Here is a 15,872-nt window from a genome sequence, read left to right as displayed (position 1 = left end):
AGCCCGGCGCATGAGACGGGCGGGACGGGGAGACGGGCGCGCGGCCCGCGGGCGTTTTCTGACGGGCCCGGCCCTGGCGGTGCTGCCGGTGCTGGCGGCCGGACTGGCGGCCGGACTGGCGGTCGGACTGGCTGCCGGACTGGCCGCCGCGCCCGCTGCGGCCGATCCCGACCTCGCCATGCTGCCGCGCGCCACGGTGCTGGCGGCGATCTGCGGGCGGCCCGCCGACAAGGAGGCCGAGACCTGCCGGATGAAGGACGGCCGCACGGCGGAATTCTGGACCGCCGCGATGTTCTCCACCGAGACCGGGAGCCGGTTCACCGGCTTCGTCACGATGCCGGCCTTGGGCGCGGACGCCGCGGCGCCCGACCGGCTGAGCGTCGCGGCCGCCACCTACGTCCTCAAGGATATGCGCTGGCGCCTCGAAGACGTGCAGGTCCTGTCCGGCCGGATCGGGACCGGGAACCGCAACGGCGGCGCCCCGGAGGTGGACGAGCGGCTCGGCGCCGTGTTCAGGCCGCTGAGCCGGGGCCGCCTCCTGATGGGCCTGCGCCTCACGGTCTACGGGACGGCCGGATCGCAAGGCTTCTCGTACCTCCTCCTGCAATTCCGCGACGCGCCGGCGCACTGGACGCTCGCGGGCGAGGTCGCGGCGGGCGCCGACGAGACGGCCGGCTGCGCGGAGGATCCCTGCCGGCTGGGATCGAGCACGGGACGGCTGGAGATCCTGCCGGAGGATCCGCGCGACCCTGCCGCGTGGCCCCCGGTCCGGGTCGCTCTGAGCGGCACCGTGCTGGGCGCGGACGGGGCGCTGCGTCCGGCCACGGACCGGGATGCCCGGGTCTATCGATTCGATCCGGGCGCCGGCACCTACCGCTGACGGCGCCCGCGACCGTGCGTGCGGCCGGTCGACGAGATCAGACCTGCAGTGAAGTAAAAAATAATCTGCCGCATATTTTCCGCCGGAACGTCTCGCTGCAGCACGGGGACCATTGTAGCGGAGACTGAATAAGCGGTTCTAGCACCGAAGACTCGTCCGCGCCGCCACATCGCGGGCTCCCGCCGCGTCTGGTGGCGTCGATCACCTTCAGGTAGACTTGTCAGATCTGTCCGCGATCGGCGACGGCGGCGCGCCGTTGCCCGGATCCCGGGCGGCGACGCGGCAGGGCGACTGCACGATGAAGCGACAGCGGGAGACCGGGGCCGGCACGGCGCGATTCAGGGCGGACGCCGCGGGGTCCGCTCCGGCGGAGCGGGTGCCCTGCCTCGGTCTCGGTCTCGGCGTCGCAGCCGGCCGGGCCTGAGCCGCCGATGTTCGGGGCGCGGCGCCGGCGGGACGAGGCGTACGACAACGAGAAGGCGCAGGCGCTGATCCGGGCCGTCGTCATCGGCCTCGCCTGCCTATATCTCCTGCCCCAGATCTACGGCGGGATCGCCCCGCCGGAGGCCCGGTTCGTCGCCTATCTGGTGACGTGCCACTGGGTCTTCGCCGTGGCGCTGTACGGCTGGATCAGCCGCAATCCCGGCAGCAACACGCCGCGCCGCGTCGTCACCTTCCTCCTCGACCTCGGCGGGATGACCTACACGATGGCGGTGGGCGGCGCGCCGTTCCTGCCGCTCTACGCGATCGTCATCCGGCTGATCGTCGGCAACGGCCTGCGCTACGGCGTCACCGCCCTGAAGGCGTCCACGGCGGCGGCCCTGGTCTCGATCGCGGTCACTACGTACTTCAACGCGTACTGGCGCGCGAACCCGTTCCTCGTCCTGACGCTGACGGCCATCACCGTCCTCGTGCCGACCTACATCTACAGCCTGCTGGAGCGCCTGCGCGGCGCCTACGAGCGCGAGCAGGAGGCGAGCCTGTCCAAGTCGCGCTTCCTGGCGCAGGCGAGCCACGATCTGCGCCAGCCGATCCACGCCATCAGCCTGTTCACCGCCTGCCTGCGCGGCGCCCAGCTGGGGCCGGAGGAGCTGCAGATGGTCGAGAACATCGACCGGTCGCTGCAGAGCGTCTCGCGCCTGTTCAAGTCGCTCCTGGACATCTCGACCCTCGACAGCGGACGGGTGGAGCCCCGGCCCGAGCCCGTCGCGATCAACGACATCCTCGAGGATGTCCGGCGCCAGAACTCCGAGGCCGCCCAGATCGCCGGGACGGCCCTGCGCAGCCGCGCCTGCGCGGTCGTGGTGCGCACCGACCGGGCCCTGCTCACGACCATGGTCCAGAACATCGTCAACAACGCGATCAAGTACGCGCCCGGCCGGCCGATCCTGATCGCCTGCCGCCGGCGGGGCGACCGGCTCGCCATCCAGGTCTACGATCGCGGCCCCGGGATCCCGGTCGCGCATCAGGAGCGGGTCTTCGACGAGTTCTACCAAGTCCGCCGCCGCGGCGACCGGGACGTCGAGGGGGTGGGCCTCGGCCTGCCGATCGTCCGGCGGCTCGGCGCGCTCCTGGACCTGACGGTGACGCTGCGCTCGGTGCCGGGGCGCGGGACCTGCGTGACGATCGGTGACCTGCCCCTCGCCCGGGCCCCGCAGCCCGTGGCCCTCCCCGCCCGGCTCGACCCGCCGGCGACGATCGGCGGCCTGCGCGTGCTGCTGGTGGAGGACGACGCTGCCGTGCTGCGGGCGACCGCCAGCCTGCTGGAGAAATGGGGCTGCCGCGTCCGGCCCGAGACCGGGATCCCCGACGCCGTGCCGGAGATCGACCTCCTCATCACCGATTTCGAGCTCGGGAACGGCGTCACGGGGACGGACTGCATCGCGGCGGTCCGGAGGCTCGCCGGCCGCCCGCTGCCGGCGGTGGTGATGAGCGGCCACGACGAGGCGCGCGTGCGCGAGGATCTGGGGGCGCCGGACATCCCGATCCTCTCGAAACCGGTCCGGCCGGCCGAGCTGCGCTCGGTGCTCACCGCCGCGAGCCTCCGGCTGCGCCCCCGGCCGGCGCCGGCCGCGTGAGGCGCGGTCGGCGCCCTACCGGGCCGGTTCGCCCGGCTCCCTGCCCGGCTCCTCGCCGGGACGCGCGGTCCCCGTCCGGCCGCCCTGCTGGTCGAGCATTGCCCGGAGCAGCGCGTCCCGCGCGAGGCCGTGCTCGGTCGCGATGCGGTCCACGATCCGGAGCGCCTGCGCGGCGGGGGAGCGGTCCGTCACCGGCAATTGCGCGAAGGCTTGGCTGAGTCGCGTTCCCGCGACGTATCCGATGACGATCCCGACGAGGACGCCGCAGGCGCCGGCCAGGATCAAGACGCCGAACTTCATGACTCACCCGCCGGCTGCCGCGAGACTGCCGGCCTTCTGACCATCCCGCGCGGGTGATCTCAAGAGGCGGGCGGCCGGCTCGGCGGCCCCGGTCGCCGCGTCAGCCCTGCTCCGCGCGGTCCGCGCCGTCGCGGGCCTCGGCCTCTCGCCGGGCTGCGCGGGCCTGGGCGATCAGGTCGACGGCCGTCAGCGGGGCGTTCGCCCCCACGCCGCCGGCCAGCAGCAGGCCCGGCGGCACCGTCCGGACCTGGGCACGGCCGCCGCGGACGCCGCGGCGGCCGGCCCTTCGATCGGTCGCGTTCGTCATGACAGCGCGCCGCCCGTCAGCGCGGGCCGGCCTGCGGCCGCGGCCGCGGAACGGCGATGGTGACCAGCTCGCCGGTGATCGGATCCAGGATCGTCATGGGCCCCCCGTGGTTGTGCCCCATGGCGGACCTGAATTGTGTTTTAACATTGTCCAACCGGGGCCGTGTGCACAGATTTGGCGGTCGATGTCGGCCCCGGCCGCGCTCCGATTGTTGATTATCCGTCCCGATATCCGGATCGAAGTGCGGTATTCCCGGGCCTGGCGCCGGCGGGACGTGCGGCCGGCCCGCTAGACGGACATCCAGCGGAGCACGTCGGCCTCGACCATCCCGGCCCGGGGGCCGGCCAGCACCACCTGCCCGCGATCCATCACCGCGTAGGAGTCGCAGAGGTCCCGGGCCCACTCGAAATACTGCTCGACCAGCACGATCCCCATCTCGCCCTTGCCGCGCAGGTAGGTGATCGCCCGGCCGATATCCTTGATGATCGAGGGCTGGATTCCCTCGGTGGGTTCGTCGAGCACGAGGAGCTTCGGCCGCGTCACCAGCGCCCGGCCGATGGCGAGCTGCTGCTGCTGGCCGCCCGAGAGGTCGCCGCCGCGCCGGTGCAGCATGTCCTTGAGCACCGGGAACAGGTCGTAGATCTCCCCCGGGATATGGCGGTCGCGGCGCCTGAGCGGCGCGAAGCCAGTCTCCAGGTTCTCCTTGACGGTGAGCAGCGGGAAGATCTCGCGGCCCTGGGGCACGAAGGCGATCCCGGCGCGCGCCCGGTCGTAGGGCGCGAGGCCCTGGATCGGGCGGCCGTCGAGACGGATCGCGCCGGAGCGCACCGGCTGCTGGCCGACGATCGCCCGCAGCAGCGAGGTCTTGCCGACGCCGTTGCGGCCCAGGACCGTGGTGACCCGCCCGGCCTCGGCCGTCAGCGAGACGCCGCGGAGCGCCTGCGCGGCGCCGTAATAGAGGTCGATGCCGTCGACGGAGAGCATGGTCATCGTCCCAGATACACCTCGACGACCCGCGGGTCGGCCGAGACGGCGTCGATCGAGCCCTCGGCCAGCACCGCGCCCTCGTGCAGGCAGGTGACCCGGCAGCCGAGGTCCCGGACGAAGTGCATGTCGTGCTCCACCACGAGGACGGCGTGCTCGCCGGCGATCCGGCGCAGCAGGCGGGCGGTCTCGGCGGTCTCGGCGTCGGTCATGCCGGCCACCGGCTCGTCGACCAGCAGGAGCTTGGGGTCCTGCGCGAGCAGCATGCCGATCTCCAGCCACTGCTTCTGGCCGTGGCTGAGATCGGCCGCCGGGCGGCCCCGGTGGGCCAGCAGGCCGACGGTCTCCAGCAGGGAATCGATCCGCGCGGCCTCCACCCGGTTGCGCCAGCCGAACAGGGACGTGAAGGCGGCGCGCGGACCTTTGAGGGCGAGCAGGATGTTGTCGGCGACCGTGTGGCTCTCGAACACGGTGGGCTTCTGGAACTTGCGGCCGATGCCGAGGTCGGCGATCGCCGGCTCGTCGCTCCTGAGCAGGTCGTGGGTGCCGTCGAACAGCGCGATGCCGCTGTCCGGCCGCGTCTTGCCGGTGATGCAGTCCATCATGGTGGTCTTGCCGGCGCCGTTCGGGCCGATGATCGCCCGCAACTCGCCGCGGGCCAGCGTCAGCGACAGGCCGCGCAGGGCCTTGTAGCCGTCGAAGGTCACCCGCAGGTCGTCGAGGTAGAGGAGCGCGTCCGTCTCGCGCTTCCGGTTGGCGGGGCCGCGGGCAGCGGCATCCGGCGGTTCGAGGAGGTCGGTGCTCACGAGCCCTGCCCTTCTTCGGCGAGTTTCGGGGCGATGGCGGGCTCCGGCGGCAGCTTGGCGGCGGCGCGCCGGGAGCCGAACCGCTCGATCGCGGTGCCGACGAGGCCGCGCGGCAGGAACAGCGTCACGAACACGAACAGGCCGCCGAGCGCGAACAGCCACGCGTCCGGCATCGCGCCGGTGAGCACGGTCTTGGCGTAGTTGACCAGCACGGCGCCGAGCGCCGCGCCGACCAGCGTGCCGCGACCGCCCACCGCCACCCAGATGACCGTCTCGATGGAGTTGGTGGGCGCGAACTCCCCCGGGTTGATGATGCCGACCTGCGGCACGTAGAGGGCGCCGGCGACGCCCGCCATCATGGCCGAGACCGTGAAGGCCAGCGTCTTGAAGTGCTCCGGCCGGTAGCCGAGGAAGCGCGTGCGGCTCTCGGCGTCGCGCACGGCGATCAGGATCTTGCCGTAGGCCGAGACCGTCATGACCCGGGCGATCAGGTAGCCCAAAGCCAGCGCGATTCCGGTGGCCACGAAGATGCCGACGCGGAAATTCTGGGACTGGACGGAGACGCCCAGGAGATCCTTGAAGTCGGTCAGCCCGTTGTTGCCGCCGAGCCCCATGTCGTTGCGGAAGAAGGCGAGCATCAGCGCGTAGGTCAGCGCCTGGGTGATGATCGACAGGTAGACGCCGGTCACCCGCGACCGGAAGGCGAGCCAGCCGAACACGAAGGCCAGCAGGCCCGGCACCAGCAGCACCATCAGGGCCGCGAACGCGAAGTGGTCGAAGCCGTACCAGTACCAGGGCAGCGCCTTGTAGTTCAGGAACACCATGAAGTCGGGCAGGACCGGGTTGCCGTAGACGCCCCGGGCGCCGATCTGGCGCATCAGGTACATGCCCATCGCGTAGCCGCCGAGGGCGAAGAACGCCCCGTGGCCGAGCGAGAGGATGCCGCAATAGCCCCAGACGAGGTCGAGGCTGACCGCGAGCAGCGCGTAGGCGAGGTATTTTCCGAAGAGCGAGACGAGGTAGGTCGGCAGGTGCAGGCCGGAGCCCTCCGGCACCGCGAGATTCAGCACCGGCACGGCGAGGCAGAAGGCGGCCAGGACGGCGAGGAAGATCCAGCCCTTCAGGTCGATGAGGGGGGTGCGAGGCGGCATGGGGCTCACGATTCCACCGCCCGGCCCTTGAGCGCGAACAGGCCGCGCGGGCGCTTCTGGATGAACAGGATGATGAAGATCAGGAGGCCGATCTTGGCCAGCACCGCGCCGATATACGGCTCGGCGAGCTTGTTCACGACGCCGAGCGTCAGCGCCGCCACCAGCGTCCCCCAGAGGTTGCCGACGCCGCCGAACACCACCACGAGGAACGAGTCGATGATGTAGCCCTGGCCGAGATTGGGCGACACGTTGTCGATCTGCGAGAGGGCGACGCCCGCGATCCCCGCGATGCCGGAGCCGAGCCCGAAGGTCAGGGCGTCGACGTAGGGGGTGCGGATGCCCATCGCGGCGGCCATGCGGCGGTTCTGGGTGACCGCCCGGGTCTTCAGGCCGAAGGACGTCTTCCGCAGCACGAACAGGAGGCCCAGGAACACGGCGAACGCGAACACGATGATCCACATCCGGCCCCAGGTGATCGACAGGCCGTAGAAGTCGAAGGCGCCGCTCATGAAGGCGGGGGCGCCGACCTCGCGGTTGGTCGGGCCGAAGATCGAGCGCACGCCCTGCTGCAGCGCGAGGCTGACCCCGAAGGTGGCGAGCAGCGTCTCCAGCGGGCGCCCGTACAGGAAGCGGATGATGAACCGCTCGATCAGCACCCCGACGAGGCCGGCGACCAGGAACGCGCAGGGGATGCTGATCGCCAGCGACCAGCCGAACAGGACGGGCGCCTTGGTGCGGATCAGCTCCTGCACGAGGTAGGTCGTGTAGGCGCCGAGCATCACCATCTCGCCGTGGGCCATGTTGATCACGCCCATCACCCCGAAGGTGATGGCGAGCCCGATGGCGGCGAGCAGCAGGACCGAGCCGAGCGAGATGCCGTACCAGACGTTCTGGAGGGCGCCGATTATCGCGAGCCGCGTCTCGATCGCCGCGATGCCGCGGGCGGCGGCGGCGCGCACGGCCTCGCTCGGATCCGCCGCGAGACCGCGCAGGATGCCCATCGCGTCGCCATCGCCTCGGGCCTGGATGGCGGGAATCGCGGCAATCCGGTCGGGTTCCGCGGTGCCGGGCCTCGCGAGCAGCACGGCGGCGCGGGCCTCGGTGAGCGCCTGCCGGACGCCCGGACTGGTCTCGCGGGCGAGCGCCGCGTCGAGGGCCGGCAGCGCGGCCGCGTCCCGCGCCTTGAACACCGCGTCGGCGGCGGCCCGGCGCCGGGCCGGGTCGGGGCTCGCGAGGTCGAGCTGCCCGCGGGCGGCCTCGATCGCCCGGCGGACGCGGTTGTTGGCCCGCACCGGCTTGAGGTCGGGGCTGTCGGCGGCCGGGGCGCCGGTCCTCGCGTCCACGACGGCGCCGCCCTGCCGGATGAGAAGGGTCTTGTCCGGGCCCACCAGCAGGCGGCCGTCCGACAGGGCCGAGAGGATCGCGTCGGCGCGCGGGTCGCCACTCGCCGCGAGGCCGGAGACGCCGGCCTCGATCTCGGCGTAGCCGTCGCCGGCGAGCTGGCCGTAGGGGTCGGGCGCCTGTGCGAGCGCCGGGGCGGCCAGCATCAGGAACAGGAGGGTCAGGAGACGGAGCATCGGGGCCGTTCTGCGAGCCGGGAGCGGTGCGCCCCACACGGGTGAGGCGCGTGTCCCCTCTCCCCGCTCGCGGGGAGAGGAGGTGCAGGGCTTACGCGCCGCCGCAGGACTTGGTCTTGGTGTTGTAGTTGCCGCACTTGAGCTTGACCCAGTCGGCCTCGAGGTCCTTCGAGCCCTCGAGCTGCTTCGACCACGCCTCGCCGGGGATCAGGCCCTCGGTCTTCCAGACCACGTCGAACTGGCCGTTCGCCTCGATCTCGCCGATGAAGACCGGCTTGGTGATGTGGTGGTTCGGCAGCATCTTCGCGGTGCCGCCGGTGAGGTTCTTCTGCTCGATGCCCGGCAGCGTGTCGATCACCTTGTCGGGGTCCGTGGTGCCGGCCTTCTCGACCGCCTTCACCCACATGTTGAAGCCGATGTAGTGGGCCTCCATCGGGTCGTTGGTGACGGCCTTGGGGTTCTTCTTGAACGCCTGCCACTTCTTGATGAAGGCCTCGTTCTCCGGCGTCTTGATCGACTCGAAGTAGTTCCAGGCGGCGAGGTGGCCGACCAGCGGCTTGGCGTCGATGCCGGCGAGCTCCTCCTCGCCCACCGAGAAGGCGACGACCGGGATGTCGGTGGCCTTGATGCCCTGGTTGCCGAGCTCCTTGTAGAACGGCACGTTGGCGTCGCCGTTGATGGTCGAGACCACGGCGGTCTTCTTGCCGGCCGAGCCGAACGCCTTGATCTTCGACACCTCCGTCTGCCAGTCCGAGAAGCCGAACGGCGTGTAGTTGATCATGATGTCCTCGTCCTTGACCCCCTTGGACTTGAGGTAGGCTTCGAGGATCTTGTTGGTGGTGCGCGGGTAGACGTAGTCGGTCCCCTCGAGCACCCAGCGCTTGGCGCCGCCGCCATCCTCCGACATCAGGTAGTCGACCGCCGGGATCGCCTGCTGGTTCGGGGCGGCGCCGGTGTAGAACACGTTCCGCTCGCTCTCCTCGCCCTCGTACTGGACGGGGTAGAACAGGATGTTGTCGAGCTCCTTGAAGACCGGCAGCACGGACTTGCGCGACACGCTGGTCCAGCAGCCGAACACGGCCGCGACCTTGTCCTTGCTGATCAGCTCGCGGGCCTTCTCGGCGAAGAGCGGCCAGTTCGAGGCCGGATCGACCACCACCGGCTCCAGCTTCTTGCCGAGCACGCCGCCCTTGGCGTTCTGCTCGGCGATGAGCATCAGCATCGCGTCCTTGAGAGTGGTCTCCGAGATCGCCATCGTGCCCGACAGCGAGTGCAGGATCCCGACCTTGATGGTCTCCTGCGCCCGGGCGGCGCCCGCCCCCAGCGTGCCCATCGCCAGCCCGGCGGCCAGCGCGGCGGCCGAGGCCCAAGTTCCAAATGCCTTCATGGCGGTCCCCTGCGTCGTCTTCCTCGCGACGGGCCGGTCTTCGCAAAACGTGTGCCAATTATTTAGGCATGGCGCGCCGGGAGGCTGCTCGGGGCGCGCCGGCGCCCAGAAGGGCGGCGTTTCGCCCGCCAGAGTGGCAGCGCCGTGCCGCGTCCTGCGGCGTCGGGGGGCGCGTCGGGGCGTGGGCGGACCAAGCGGTGGGCACCGGCGACCGCAATCTCGCCAGCACGTTGAACGGATGCGGATCGATGCCACTTACCTCAGCCCGCGGGGCGGGCGGCGCCCGTCCGCCGGGGCGGGAGGGGGTCCTGGGCTGAAGGCTGTCATGGCAGAGCGCTACTATTTCCGCCTGAGGAGCGACGGCGAGACGATCGAGGACGAGACCGGCGTCCTCGCCGCGTCGGTCGCGCACGCGGAGGCGGAGGCGCTGGTGCTGATCGAGGAATTCCGGAAGGCCGGCGAGCTGCCGGACGCCGCGGCGGGCTGGCGGATGGAGATCCACGACGCGAACGGCACCGTCCTGCGCACGCTGCCGCTCTCCTGATACGCCGACCCGGCCCCATGCCCCGACGGGCACGACGCGGCGCGACCCCAGCGCGACCCCAGCGCGACTTGTCGCGACCTTCGCGGCCGATGCCGGGAGGCGGCCCCGGTCCGATCGCGCCGAGAGCCGCACCCGGGCGTGGCGATCATTTGATGCGTTCGCGGAGTAAGGATAAGCCGTCACGCGTTTACGCAGAGGCAGCTCCGCGCGCGGGGCAGGATGTCCGGGAGATCCCTTGAACCCCTTCCTTCGGAAGCTGGCCCTGCGCGCGAACCTGGACGAGGGCGACGTGGCCGCCCTGGCAGCGGCGACCAGCGATGTCGCGCAGGTCGAGGCGGGCCGCGACCTGGTCTCGGAAGGCGTGCGGCCCGACGCCGCCTACGTGATCCTCGACGGGTTCGCCTGCCGCTACAAGCTGGTGCCCGACGGGGGGCGCTCGATCCTCGCCTACCTCGTGCCCGGCGACGGCTGCGACCTGCACGCGTCCCTGCTCAACCGGGCGATCCACTCCGTGGCGACGCTGACGCCCTGCACCGTCGCCTCGGTCCCCTACCGGACGATCAAGGAACTCGCCGCCCTCCGGCCCAACATCTACCGCGCCCTCTGGTGGTCGATCCTGGTCGACGAGGCCGTCCTGCAGGAATGGCTCGTCGGGGTGGGGCGCCGGTCCGCCGACAGGCAGGTCGCCCACATCATCTGCGAGCTCTTCGCGCGCCTGAACGCCGTCGGCCTCGGCCTGGAGCCCGATTACCGCCTGCCGCTGGCGCAGTCCGAACTGGCCGACACGGCGGGGCTCTCGAACGTCCACCTCTCGCGCGTCCTCTCCGATCTGCGCAGGGCCGGCCTGATCGAGAGCGGGCGCAAGAGCGTGCGCGTGCCGAATCTCGAGCGTCTGCGGGAGTTTTCCGGGTTCACGCCCGACTACCTGCTCCTGCCCGGCCCGAACCCGCCCGTGGAGGCGCTCGGCGCGCTGCCGCAGATGACCGGGCAGGTGCGGGCGGCGTCCGGCTCGTGAGGCTCACCGGCCGTCGCCGTCCCAGTCCGTCTCGGGATCCTCGGCCACGCGGCGCCCGATCTGGGCCGTGAGCGGCACGCGGATCGCGCAGCGCAGCCCGTCCGGCTCGTAGCGCAGGTCGACCGCCGCGCCGAGATCGTAGGCCAGCATCTCCGTCAGCACGTCCGTGCCGAAGCCGCGCCGTCCGGAGGCCTGGACACCGCTGCCGCCGGTCTCGGCCCAGTCGAGGCTGAGGACGGGCGGTCCGGCCTCCGCGTCCGTCACCCGCCACGCGGCGCGGATCCGGCCCTGGGGGAGCGCCAGGGATCCGTGCTCCACCGCGTTGCTCGCCAGTTCGTGCAGGGCCAGCGCGACGACCTGGGCGGCCTTGGGGCGGAGGCGCACCCGCGGGCCCGCGAGGCTGGCCTGCTCGCCCTCGCGGGCGAGGTGGAACATCAGCTCGTCCGAGATCAGCGTGTGCAGGTCCGCGTCGCCGAACGCGTCGGTGGCGGCCTGCACGCGCATGATCGCCCCGAACCGGCCGTCGAGATGCGCCACGTAGCTCTCGACATCCGCGGCGCTCTCGGCGGAGCGGTGCATGGCGGTGCGCATCATCGCCATCGTGTTGCGCATGCCGTGGCGCAGGCCGTCCGGGAGCCCCGCCGCGTCGAGCAGCCGGCGCAGGCGCGCGTTGTCGGCCTCGAGGGCCGCGAGTCGCTCCGCCGGATCGCGAGGGTCTGTCATGCCGGGCCACTCCGGATGTGTTCAACCTGGCTCAATCACCGCGGGGCGGGCAGGGTTCAGCGCGCGGCGGCGTGGCCGGCCTCGGTGAGATGGAGGTACGCGGTGTCGAAATGCGCGAGCCGGGCGAGCGCGGCCGGATCGTGGATCGTCAGGCGCCGGCTGCGCAGGGTGATCAGCCCCATGCCGCGCAGTTCCTGGAGCGTGCGGTTGATGTGCACGCTGGTCTGCCCCATCGCGTCGCCGAGATCGTTCTGCGTCATCGGCATCGCGCAGGTATTCCCGTCGCTCAGGCCGATGGCCGCCAGGCGCGCGTGCACCTCGCAGAACAGGTGGGCGAGGCGCTCGATCCCGGTGCGGCTGCCGAGGCTGACCGTCCACTCGCGCTGGATCGCCGCGGTGGCCAGGGCCTCGCGGTGGAAGGCCATGTCGAGCCGCGGGCTGCGGGCGGTCACGTCCCGCATCGCGGGGCCGGAGATCTGGCCGAGGAGCACGGGCGTGATCGCGCCGATCGCGTGATCCATCTCGTCGAGGAGGAAGATGTGCGGGTCGCACGGGTCGCCCGGGAGCAGGAGCGAGACGATCTGGCGGCGCCCGTTGGCGAACTGCCGGTACCGGCAGGCCCAGCCCTCGAGGATCACGGTGATCGCGCGCGGATCCTCGCCCTCGTGGATGATGTCGGTGCGCGCGGCGACCATGCGGCTCGGGCTCATGGCGTCGGCCAAGCACATCCGGTCGTCTTCGGAGAGCCCGACATAGCAATTTAGCTTGTGCACGAGCGGGTTTGGCATGGCGGCGTCTCCACGACGGCGTGGGGGCGCGAACCTACATTTTGTTTCAAGCCATGAATACTTATGCAGATTAGTTTGTGCTACCGTAAGGTGTCTTTCCGCCCACCGCACCCGGCCGAATCGCCCGGATCCGGGCCCGTCACCGTCGCGAGGCGGCAAGATATCGGCGGTTCGGGCGGCCCGTCGTCAGGACTAGAGCAGTGATCCCGCGCCGACCTCTCCCTGAGGAAGAATGTTCGCGCGTCGTGTCGAAATTGAAAAGACTGTGCTTTTGACTTCGTGGACCCGGCGGAGCACGATTTGACGGGCGGGAATGCCGGAATATCGGCTCGGGACACGTCGTCGTCCTGTTCCTCGCCTTCTCTCAACGGGTTCCGCCGGTTCGCGCCGCAGCGGACGGCCTATCGTGGACGGATTCCTGCCCATGCAGCCTGCGCTGCGCCTCGTCCGCCCGGTCCGGGACGGGCGAGGCCCCCTCCCCCGGCCCGCCGCCCGCCCGGCGGCAGGCCCCGGCGGCGGCCCGCACCGGGACCGGGCGGACGCGGTCCTGTCGGTCGAGGGGCTGTCCCTCGCCTTCGGCGGCACCGTCGCCTTCGCGGAGATCGACCTCGCGGTCGGGGCCGGCGAGATCCACGCCGTGATCGGGCCGAACGGCGCCGGCAAATCCTCGCTGATCAACGCGATCACCGGCCTCTACGCACCGCGGGCCGGGCGGGTGCGGTTCGGCGCGGAGAGCTTCGCCCGGGTGCCGGCCGGGCGGCTCGCCGCGCTGGGCGTCGCCCGGACCTTCCAGAACCTCGCCCTGTTCGCGGGCCTGAGCGTGCGCGACAACGTCCTCGCGGGACTCTCGGCCGCGCGGCGCGCCGGGCCCGCGGCCCAGATCCTGGGCCTGCCCTCCGCCCGACGGGAGGCGCGCGCCCACCGCGCCGCCGCCGAGGCGGTGATCGGACGCCTCGGCCTCGCGGCGGTGGCCGACCGCCTCGCCGGCAGCCTCCCCTACGGGCTCCAGAAGCGGGTCGAGCTCGGCCGGGCCCTGGTGGCCGGGCCGCGGCTCCTGCTCCTCGACGAGCCGATGGCCGGCATGACGGCGACCGAGAAGGCGGAGATGACCGGCTTCATCCGGGCGGCGCGGGATCGGTCCGGGGCCGCGATCGTCCTGATCGAGCACGATATCGGCGTCGTCATGCGCCTCTCCGACCGGGTGACCGTGCTCGACCACGGCCGCCGCATCGCCACCGGCACGCCCGCGGAGGTGCGGGCGGACCCGGCGGTCATCGCGGCCTATCTGGGGCTCGCGGACGGGGAGGCGGATGCCGCCGCTGGTCCCGCCGCTGGTCCCGCCGCGGATGGAGACGCGGCCGAAGACGGGGACGCGGCCGCCGCATGAGCCCGGATCTCGCCTTCCTGATCGAGGTCGTCGTCGGCGGCCTCCTGTCGGGCGTCATGTACGCCCTCGTGGCGATCGGCTTCGTGCTGATCTACAAGACCTCGGGCGTGCTCAACTTCGCGCAGGGCGCGATGGTGCTGTTCGCCGCCCTCACCTTCGTGAGCCTGACCGAGCGCGGCCTGCCCGTCCCGGCGGCCCTGGCCGCGACGCTCGCCGCGATGGTGGTGGTCGGTCTCGGCGTGGAGCGCCTGGTGCTGCGGCCGCTCGTCAACCAGCCGCCCATCACCCTGTTCATGGCGACGCTGGGCGTCGCCTACGTGATCGAGGGCGCGGCCCAGCTCGCCTGGGGCACCCAGGTCCACGGGCTCGACCTCGGCATCGACGACACGCCGATCGATCTCGGCGGCGTGCTGGTCAGCCGGTTCGACCTGTTCGCCGCCGCGGTCGCGGGCCTGATGGTGGCGGTCCTCGCCGCCTTCTTCCGCTACACCCGCACCGGCCTCGCCTTCCGGGCGGTGGCGGACGATCCGCTCGCCGCCCTCAACACCGGCCTGCGCCTGCCCCGGATCTGGTCGGCGGTCTGGATCGCCGCCGGGATCGTCGCGCTGGTGGCGGGGCTGCTCTGGGGGGCGCGGCTCGGCGTGCAGTTCTCCCTGTCGCTGGTGGTGCTGAAGGCGCTGCCGGTGCTCGTGCTCGGCGGCTTCGACTCCGTCGCCGGGGCGATCCTGGCCGGGCTGATCGTCGGCGCGGCGGAGAAGCTGTCCGAGGTCTATCTCGGGCCGGTCATCGGCGGCGGCATCGAGGGCTGGATCGCCTACGTGGCGGCCCTGGGCTTCCTGCTGGTCCGGCCGTCGGGCCTGCTCGGCCTGCGCGCCGTCGAGCGGGTCTGAGCCGCTGTGGTGGCCCTCCCCCGCGCCGTGCCGCGCACGCACCTGCCCGCCGGGACCCTCGGCCTCGGCGCCCTGCTGGTCCTGGCCTACGGGATCGTACCGCTCACCGGAACGAGCTACCTGTTCGAGGCGCTGCTGACGCCGTTCCTGGCCCTGGCGCTGGCCGGCCTCGGGCTCAACCTGCTCACCGGCTATGCCGGGCTGCTCTCCCTGGGCTCGGCCGCCTTCATGGCGGTCGGGGCCTACGCGGCCTTCAACCTGTCGCTGCGCCTGCCCGGCCTGCCGCTCCCGGCAGCGCTCCTGCTCGCCGGCCTCGTGGCGGCGCTCGCCGGGCTGGTGGCGGGGCTGCCGGCCCTGCGCCTGCGGGGCTTCTACCTCGCGGTCTCGACGCTCGCCGTGCAGTTCTTCGTGGCCTGGGCGCTGAACCGGATCGGCTGGATCTCCGACGACAGCCCCTCGGGCATCGTCACCGCCCCCCGGCTGGTGGTGGCCGGCCTGTCCTTCGACGACCCGTGCGGCCGCTACCTGGTCACGCTCACGGTGGTCACGCTGCTGACCTTCGTCGCGTGGAGGCTCGTCACCTCGCCCACGGGCCGGAACCTCGTGGCGATCCGCGACAACGAGACCGCCGCCCGCCTCGTGGGCGTGCGGGTCGCCCGGACCAAGCTCCTGGCCTTCGCGGCCTCGTCCTTCGTGATCGGGATCGCCGGGGCGCTCTGGGCCTTCGCGTATCTGCGCACCGTCGAGCCGGCGGGGTTCAACCTCGACCGCTCCTTCCAGATCCTGTTCATCGTGATCATCGGCGGCCTCGGCACCCTGCGCGGCGCCTTCCTGGGCGCGGGCTTCATCGTGGTGCTGCCCCTGCTCCTGTCGCGCCTCGGCGCGGCGCTCCTCGGCGACGGGTTCGATTCCGGCACCCTGGAGATGGTCCAGCGCGTCGTGCTCGGCGCCCTGATCGTCGCCGTGCTGATCCGCGAGCCCGCCGGCCTCGCCGCCCTCCTCGACCGGGCGGGCCGCCGCCTCGGCCGCCGCGCGGCCTGATCCCCTCCCCGCCC

16 protein-coding genes are annotated in these 15,872 nt (G+C 72.0%); 7 read left to right on the top strand and 9 right to left on the bottom strand.

Annotated elements, in window-relative coordinates; all coding sequences use genetic code 11:
* The first annotated feature begins 10 nt into the window (after nt 1–10).
* Complete coding sequence (locus tag ACQKQD_RS11505) at nt 11–880, top strand: hypothetical protein (RefSeq protein ID WP_427508423.1); 870 nt, start codon at nt 11–13, stop codon at nt 878–880.
* A 431-nt stretch (nt 881–1,311) separates the two neighbouring features.
* Nucleotides 1,312–2,958: a hybrid sensor histidine kinase/response regulator gene (locus ACQKQD_RS11500; RefSeq protein WP_427508422.1), complete on the top strand. Its 1,647-nt coding sequence runs from the start codon at nt 1,312–1,314 to the stop codon at nt 2,956–2,958.
* A 15-nt stretch (nt 2,959–2,973) separates the two neighbouring features.
* Here ACQKQD_RS11500 and ACQKQD_RS11495 read toward each other — a convergent pair whose 3' ends face one another.
* The 7 genes from ACQKQD_RS11495 to urtA form a co-directional block, all read right to left on the bottom strand.
* Nucleotides 2,974–3,258: a hypothetical protein gene (locus ACQKQD_RS11495; protein ID WP_091926789.1), complete on the bottom strand. Its 285-nt coding sequence runs from the start codon at nt 3,256–3,258 to the stop codon at nt 2,974–2,976.
* 100 nt (nt 3,259–3,358) lie between these two features.
* The gene (locus tag ACQKQD_RS11490; RefSeq protein ID WP_020095148.1) at nt 3,359–3,565 is read right to left on the bottom strand and encodes a hypothetical protein; all 207 of its coding nucleotides are present in this window, start codon (nt 3,563–3,565) and stop codon (nt 3,359–3,361) included.
* A 288-nt stretch (nt 3,566–3,853) separates the two neighbouring features.
* Nucleotides 3,854–4,549, bottom strand: coding sequence for an urea ABC transporter ATP-binding subunit UrtE (gene urtE, locus ACQKQD_RS11485; RefSeq protein ID WP_020095147.1), 696 nt, complete (start codon nt 4,547–4,549; stop codon nt 3,854–3,856).
* Nucleotides 4,550–4,551: 2 nt separating this feature from the next.
* A complete protein-coding gene (urtD, locus tag ACQKQD_RS11480; RefSeq protein ID WP_427508421.1) occupies nt 4,552–5,355 on the bottom strand; it encodes an urea ABC transporter ATP-binding protein UrtD in 804 nt (267 codons plus the stop codon).
* Complete coding sequence (gene urtC / locus ACQKQD_RS11475; protein ID WP_056530760.1) at nt 5,352–6,506, bottom strand: urea ABC transporter permease subunit UrtC; 1,155 nt, start codon at nt 6,504–6,506, stop codon at nt 5,352–5,354. Before urtC ends, urtD begins: the two co-directional genes overlap by 4 nt.
* 5 nt (nt 6,507–6,511) lie before the next feature.
* Nucleotides 6,512–8,083 (bottom strand): urea ABC transporter permease subunit UrtB, encoded by a 1,572-nt coding sequence (gene urtB / locus ACQKQD_RS11470; RefSeq protein WP_427508420.1) that lies wholly within the window; start codon nt 8,081–8,083, stop codon nt 6,512–6,514.
* A gap of 91 nt (nt 8,084–8,174) precedes the next feature.
* A complete protein-coding gene (gene urtA / locus ACQKQD_RS11465; RefSeq protein WP_427508419.1) occupies nt 8,175–9,470 on the bottom strand; it encodes an urea ABC transporter substrate-binding protein in 1,296 nt (431 codons plus the stop codon).
* A 325-nt stretch (nt 9,471–9,795) separates the two neighbouring features.
* Between urtA and ACQKQD_RS11460 the strand changes: the two genes are divergently transcribed.
* Together ACQKQD_RS11460 and ACQKQD_RS11455 are read left to right on the top strand one after the other, a co-directional pair.
* Nucleotides 9,796–10,014 carry a DUF6894 family protein gene (locus ACQKQD_RS11460; RefSeq protein WP_020095142.1) on the top strand — a complete coding sequence of 73 codons (219 nt, stop codon included), beginning with the start codon at nt 9,796–9,798 and terminating at the stop codon, nt 10,012–10,014.
* 235 nt (nt 10,015–10,249) lie between these two features.
* Nucleotides 10,250–11,029 carry a Crp/Fnr family transcriptional regulator gene (locus tag ACQKQD_RS11455; RefSeq protein ID WP_020095141.1) on the top strand — a complete coding sequence of 260 codons (780 nt, stop codon included), beginning with the start codon at nt 10,250–10,252 and terminating at the stop codon, nt 11,027–11,029.
* 3 nt (nt 11,030–11,032) lie between these two features.
* Here ACQKQD_RS11455 and ACQKQD_RS11450 read toward each other — a convergent pair whose 3' ends face one another.
* Both ACQKQD_RS11450 and ACQKQD_RS11445 read right to left on the bottom strand, forming a co-directional pair.
* Entirely contained in the window at nt 11,033–11,752 is a 720-nt protein-coding gene (locus ACQKQD_RS11450; protein ID WP_427508418.1) for an HWE histidine kinase domain-containing protein, read from the bottom strand.
* Nucleotides 11,753–11,808: 56 nt separating this feature from the next.
* On the bottom strand, nt 11,809–12,540 hold the full coding sequence (locus ACQKQD_RS11445) for a Crp/Fnr family transcriptional regulator (protein ID WP_427508417.1): 732 nt from the start codon (nt 12,538–12,540) through the stop codon (nt 11,809–11,811).
* 424 nt (nt 12,541–12,964) lie between these two features.
* Between ACQKQD_RS11445 and ACQKQD_RS11440 the strand changes: the two genes are divergently transcribed.
* The 3 genes from ACQKQD_RS11440 to ACQKQD_RS11430 are packed head-to-tail and all read left to right on the top strand — an operon-like array spanning nt 12,965 to nt 15,858.
* Nucleotides 12,965–13,927 carry an ABC transporter ATP-binding protein gene (locus ACQKQD_RS11440; protein WP_427508416.1) on the top strand — a complete coding sequence of 321 codons (963 nt, stop codon included), beginning with the start codon at nt 12,965–12,967 and terminating at the stop codon, nt 13,925–13,927.
* Nucleotides 13,924–14,817, top strand: a complete 894-nt coding sequence (locus ACQKQD_RS11435; protein WP_091977433.1) for a branched-chain amino acid ABC transporter permease — start codon at nt 13,924–13,926, stop codon at nt 14,815–14,817. The genes ACQKQD_RS11440 and ACQKQD_RS11435 overlap by 4 nt, the downstream gene beginning before the upstream one ends.
* 6 nt (nt 14,818–14,823) lie before the next feature.
* Nucleotides 14,824–15,858, top strand: coding sequence for a branched-chain amino acid ABC transporter permease (locus ACQKQD_RS11430; protein WP_427508415.1), 1,035 nt, complete (start codon nt 14,824–14,826; stop codon nt 15,856–15,858).
* The last annotated feature ends 14 nt before the right edge of the window (nt 15,859–15,872 follow it).

It is taken from the genome of Methylobacterium sp. NPDC080182 (genome assembly GCF_050281105.1).
Lineage (GTDB): Bacteria > Pseudomonadota > Alphaproteobacteria > Rhizobiales > Beijerinckiaceae > Methylobacterium.
Note: the sequence above shows the minus strand (reverse complement) of the source record. Positions and strands in the feature narration are given on the sequence as shown.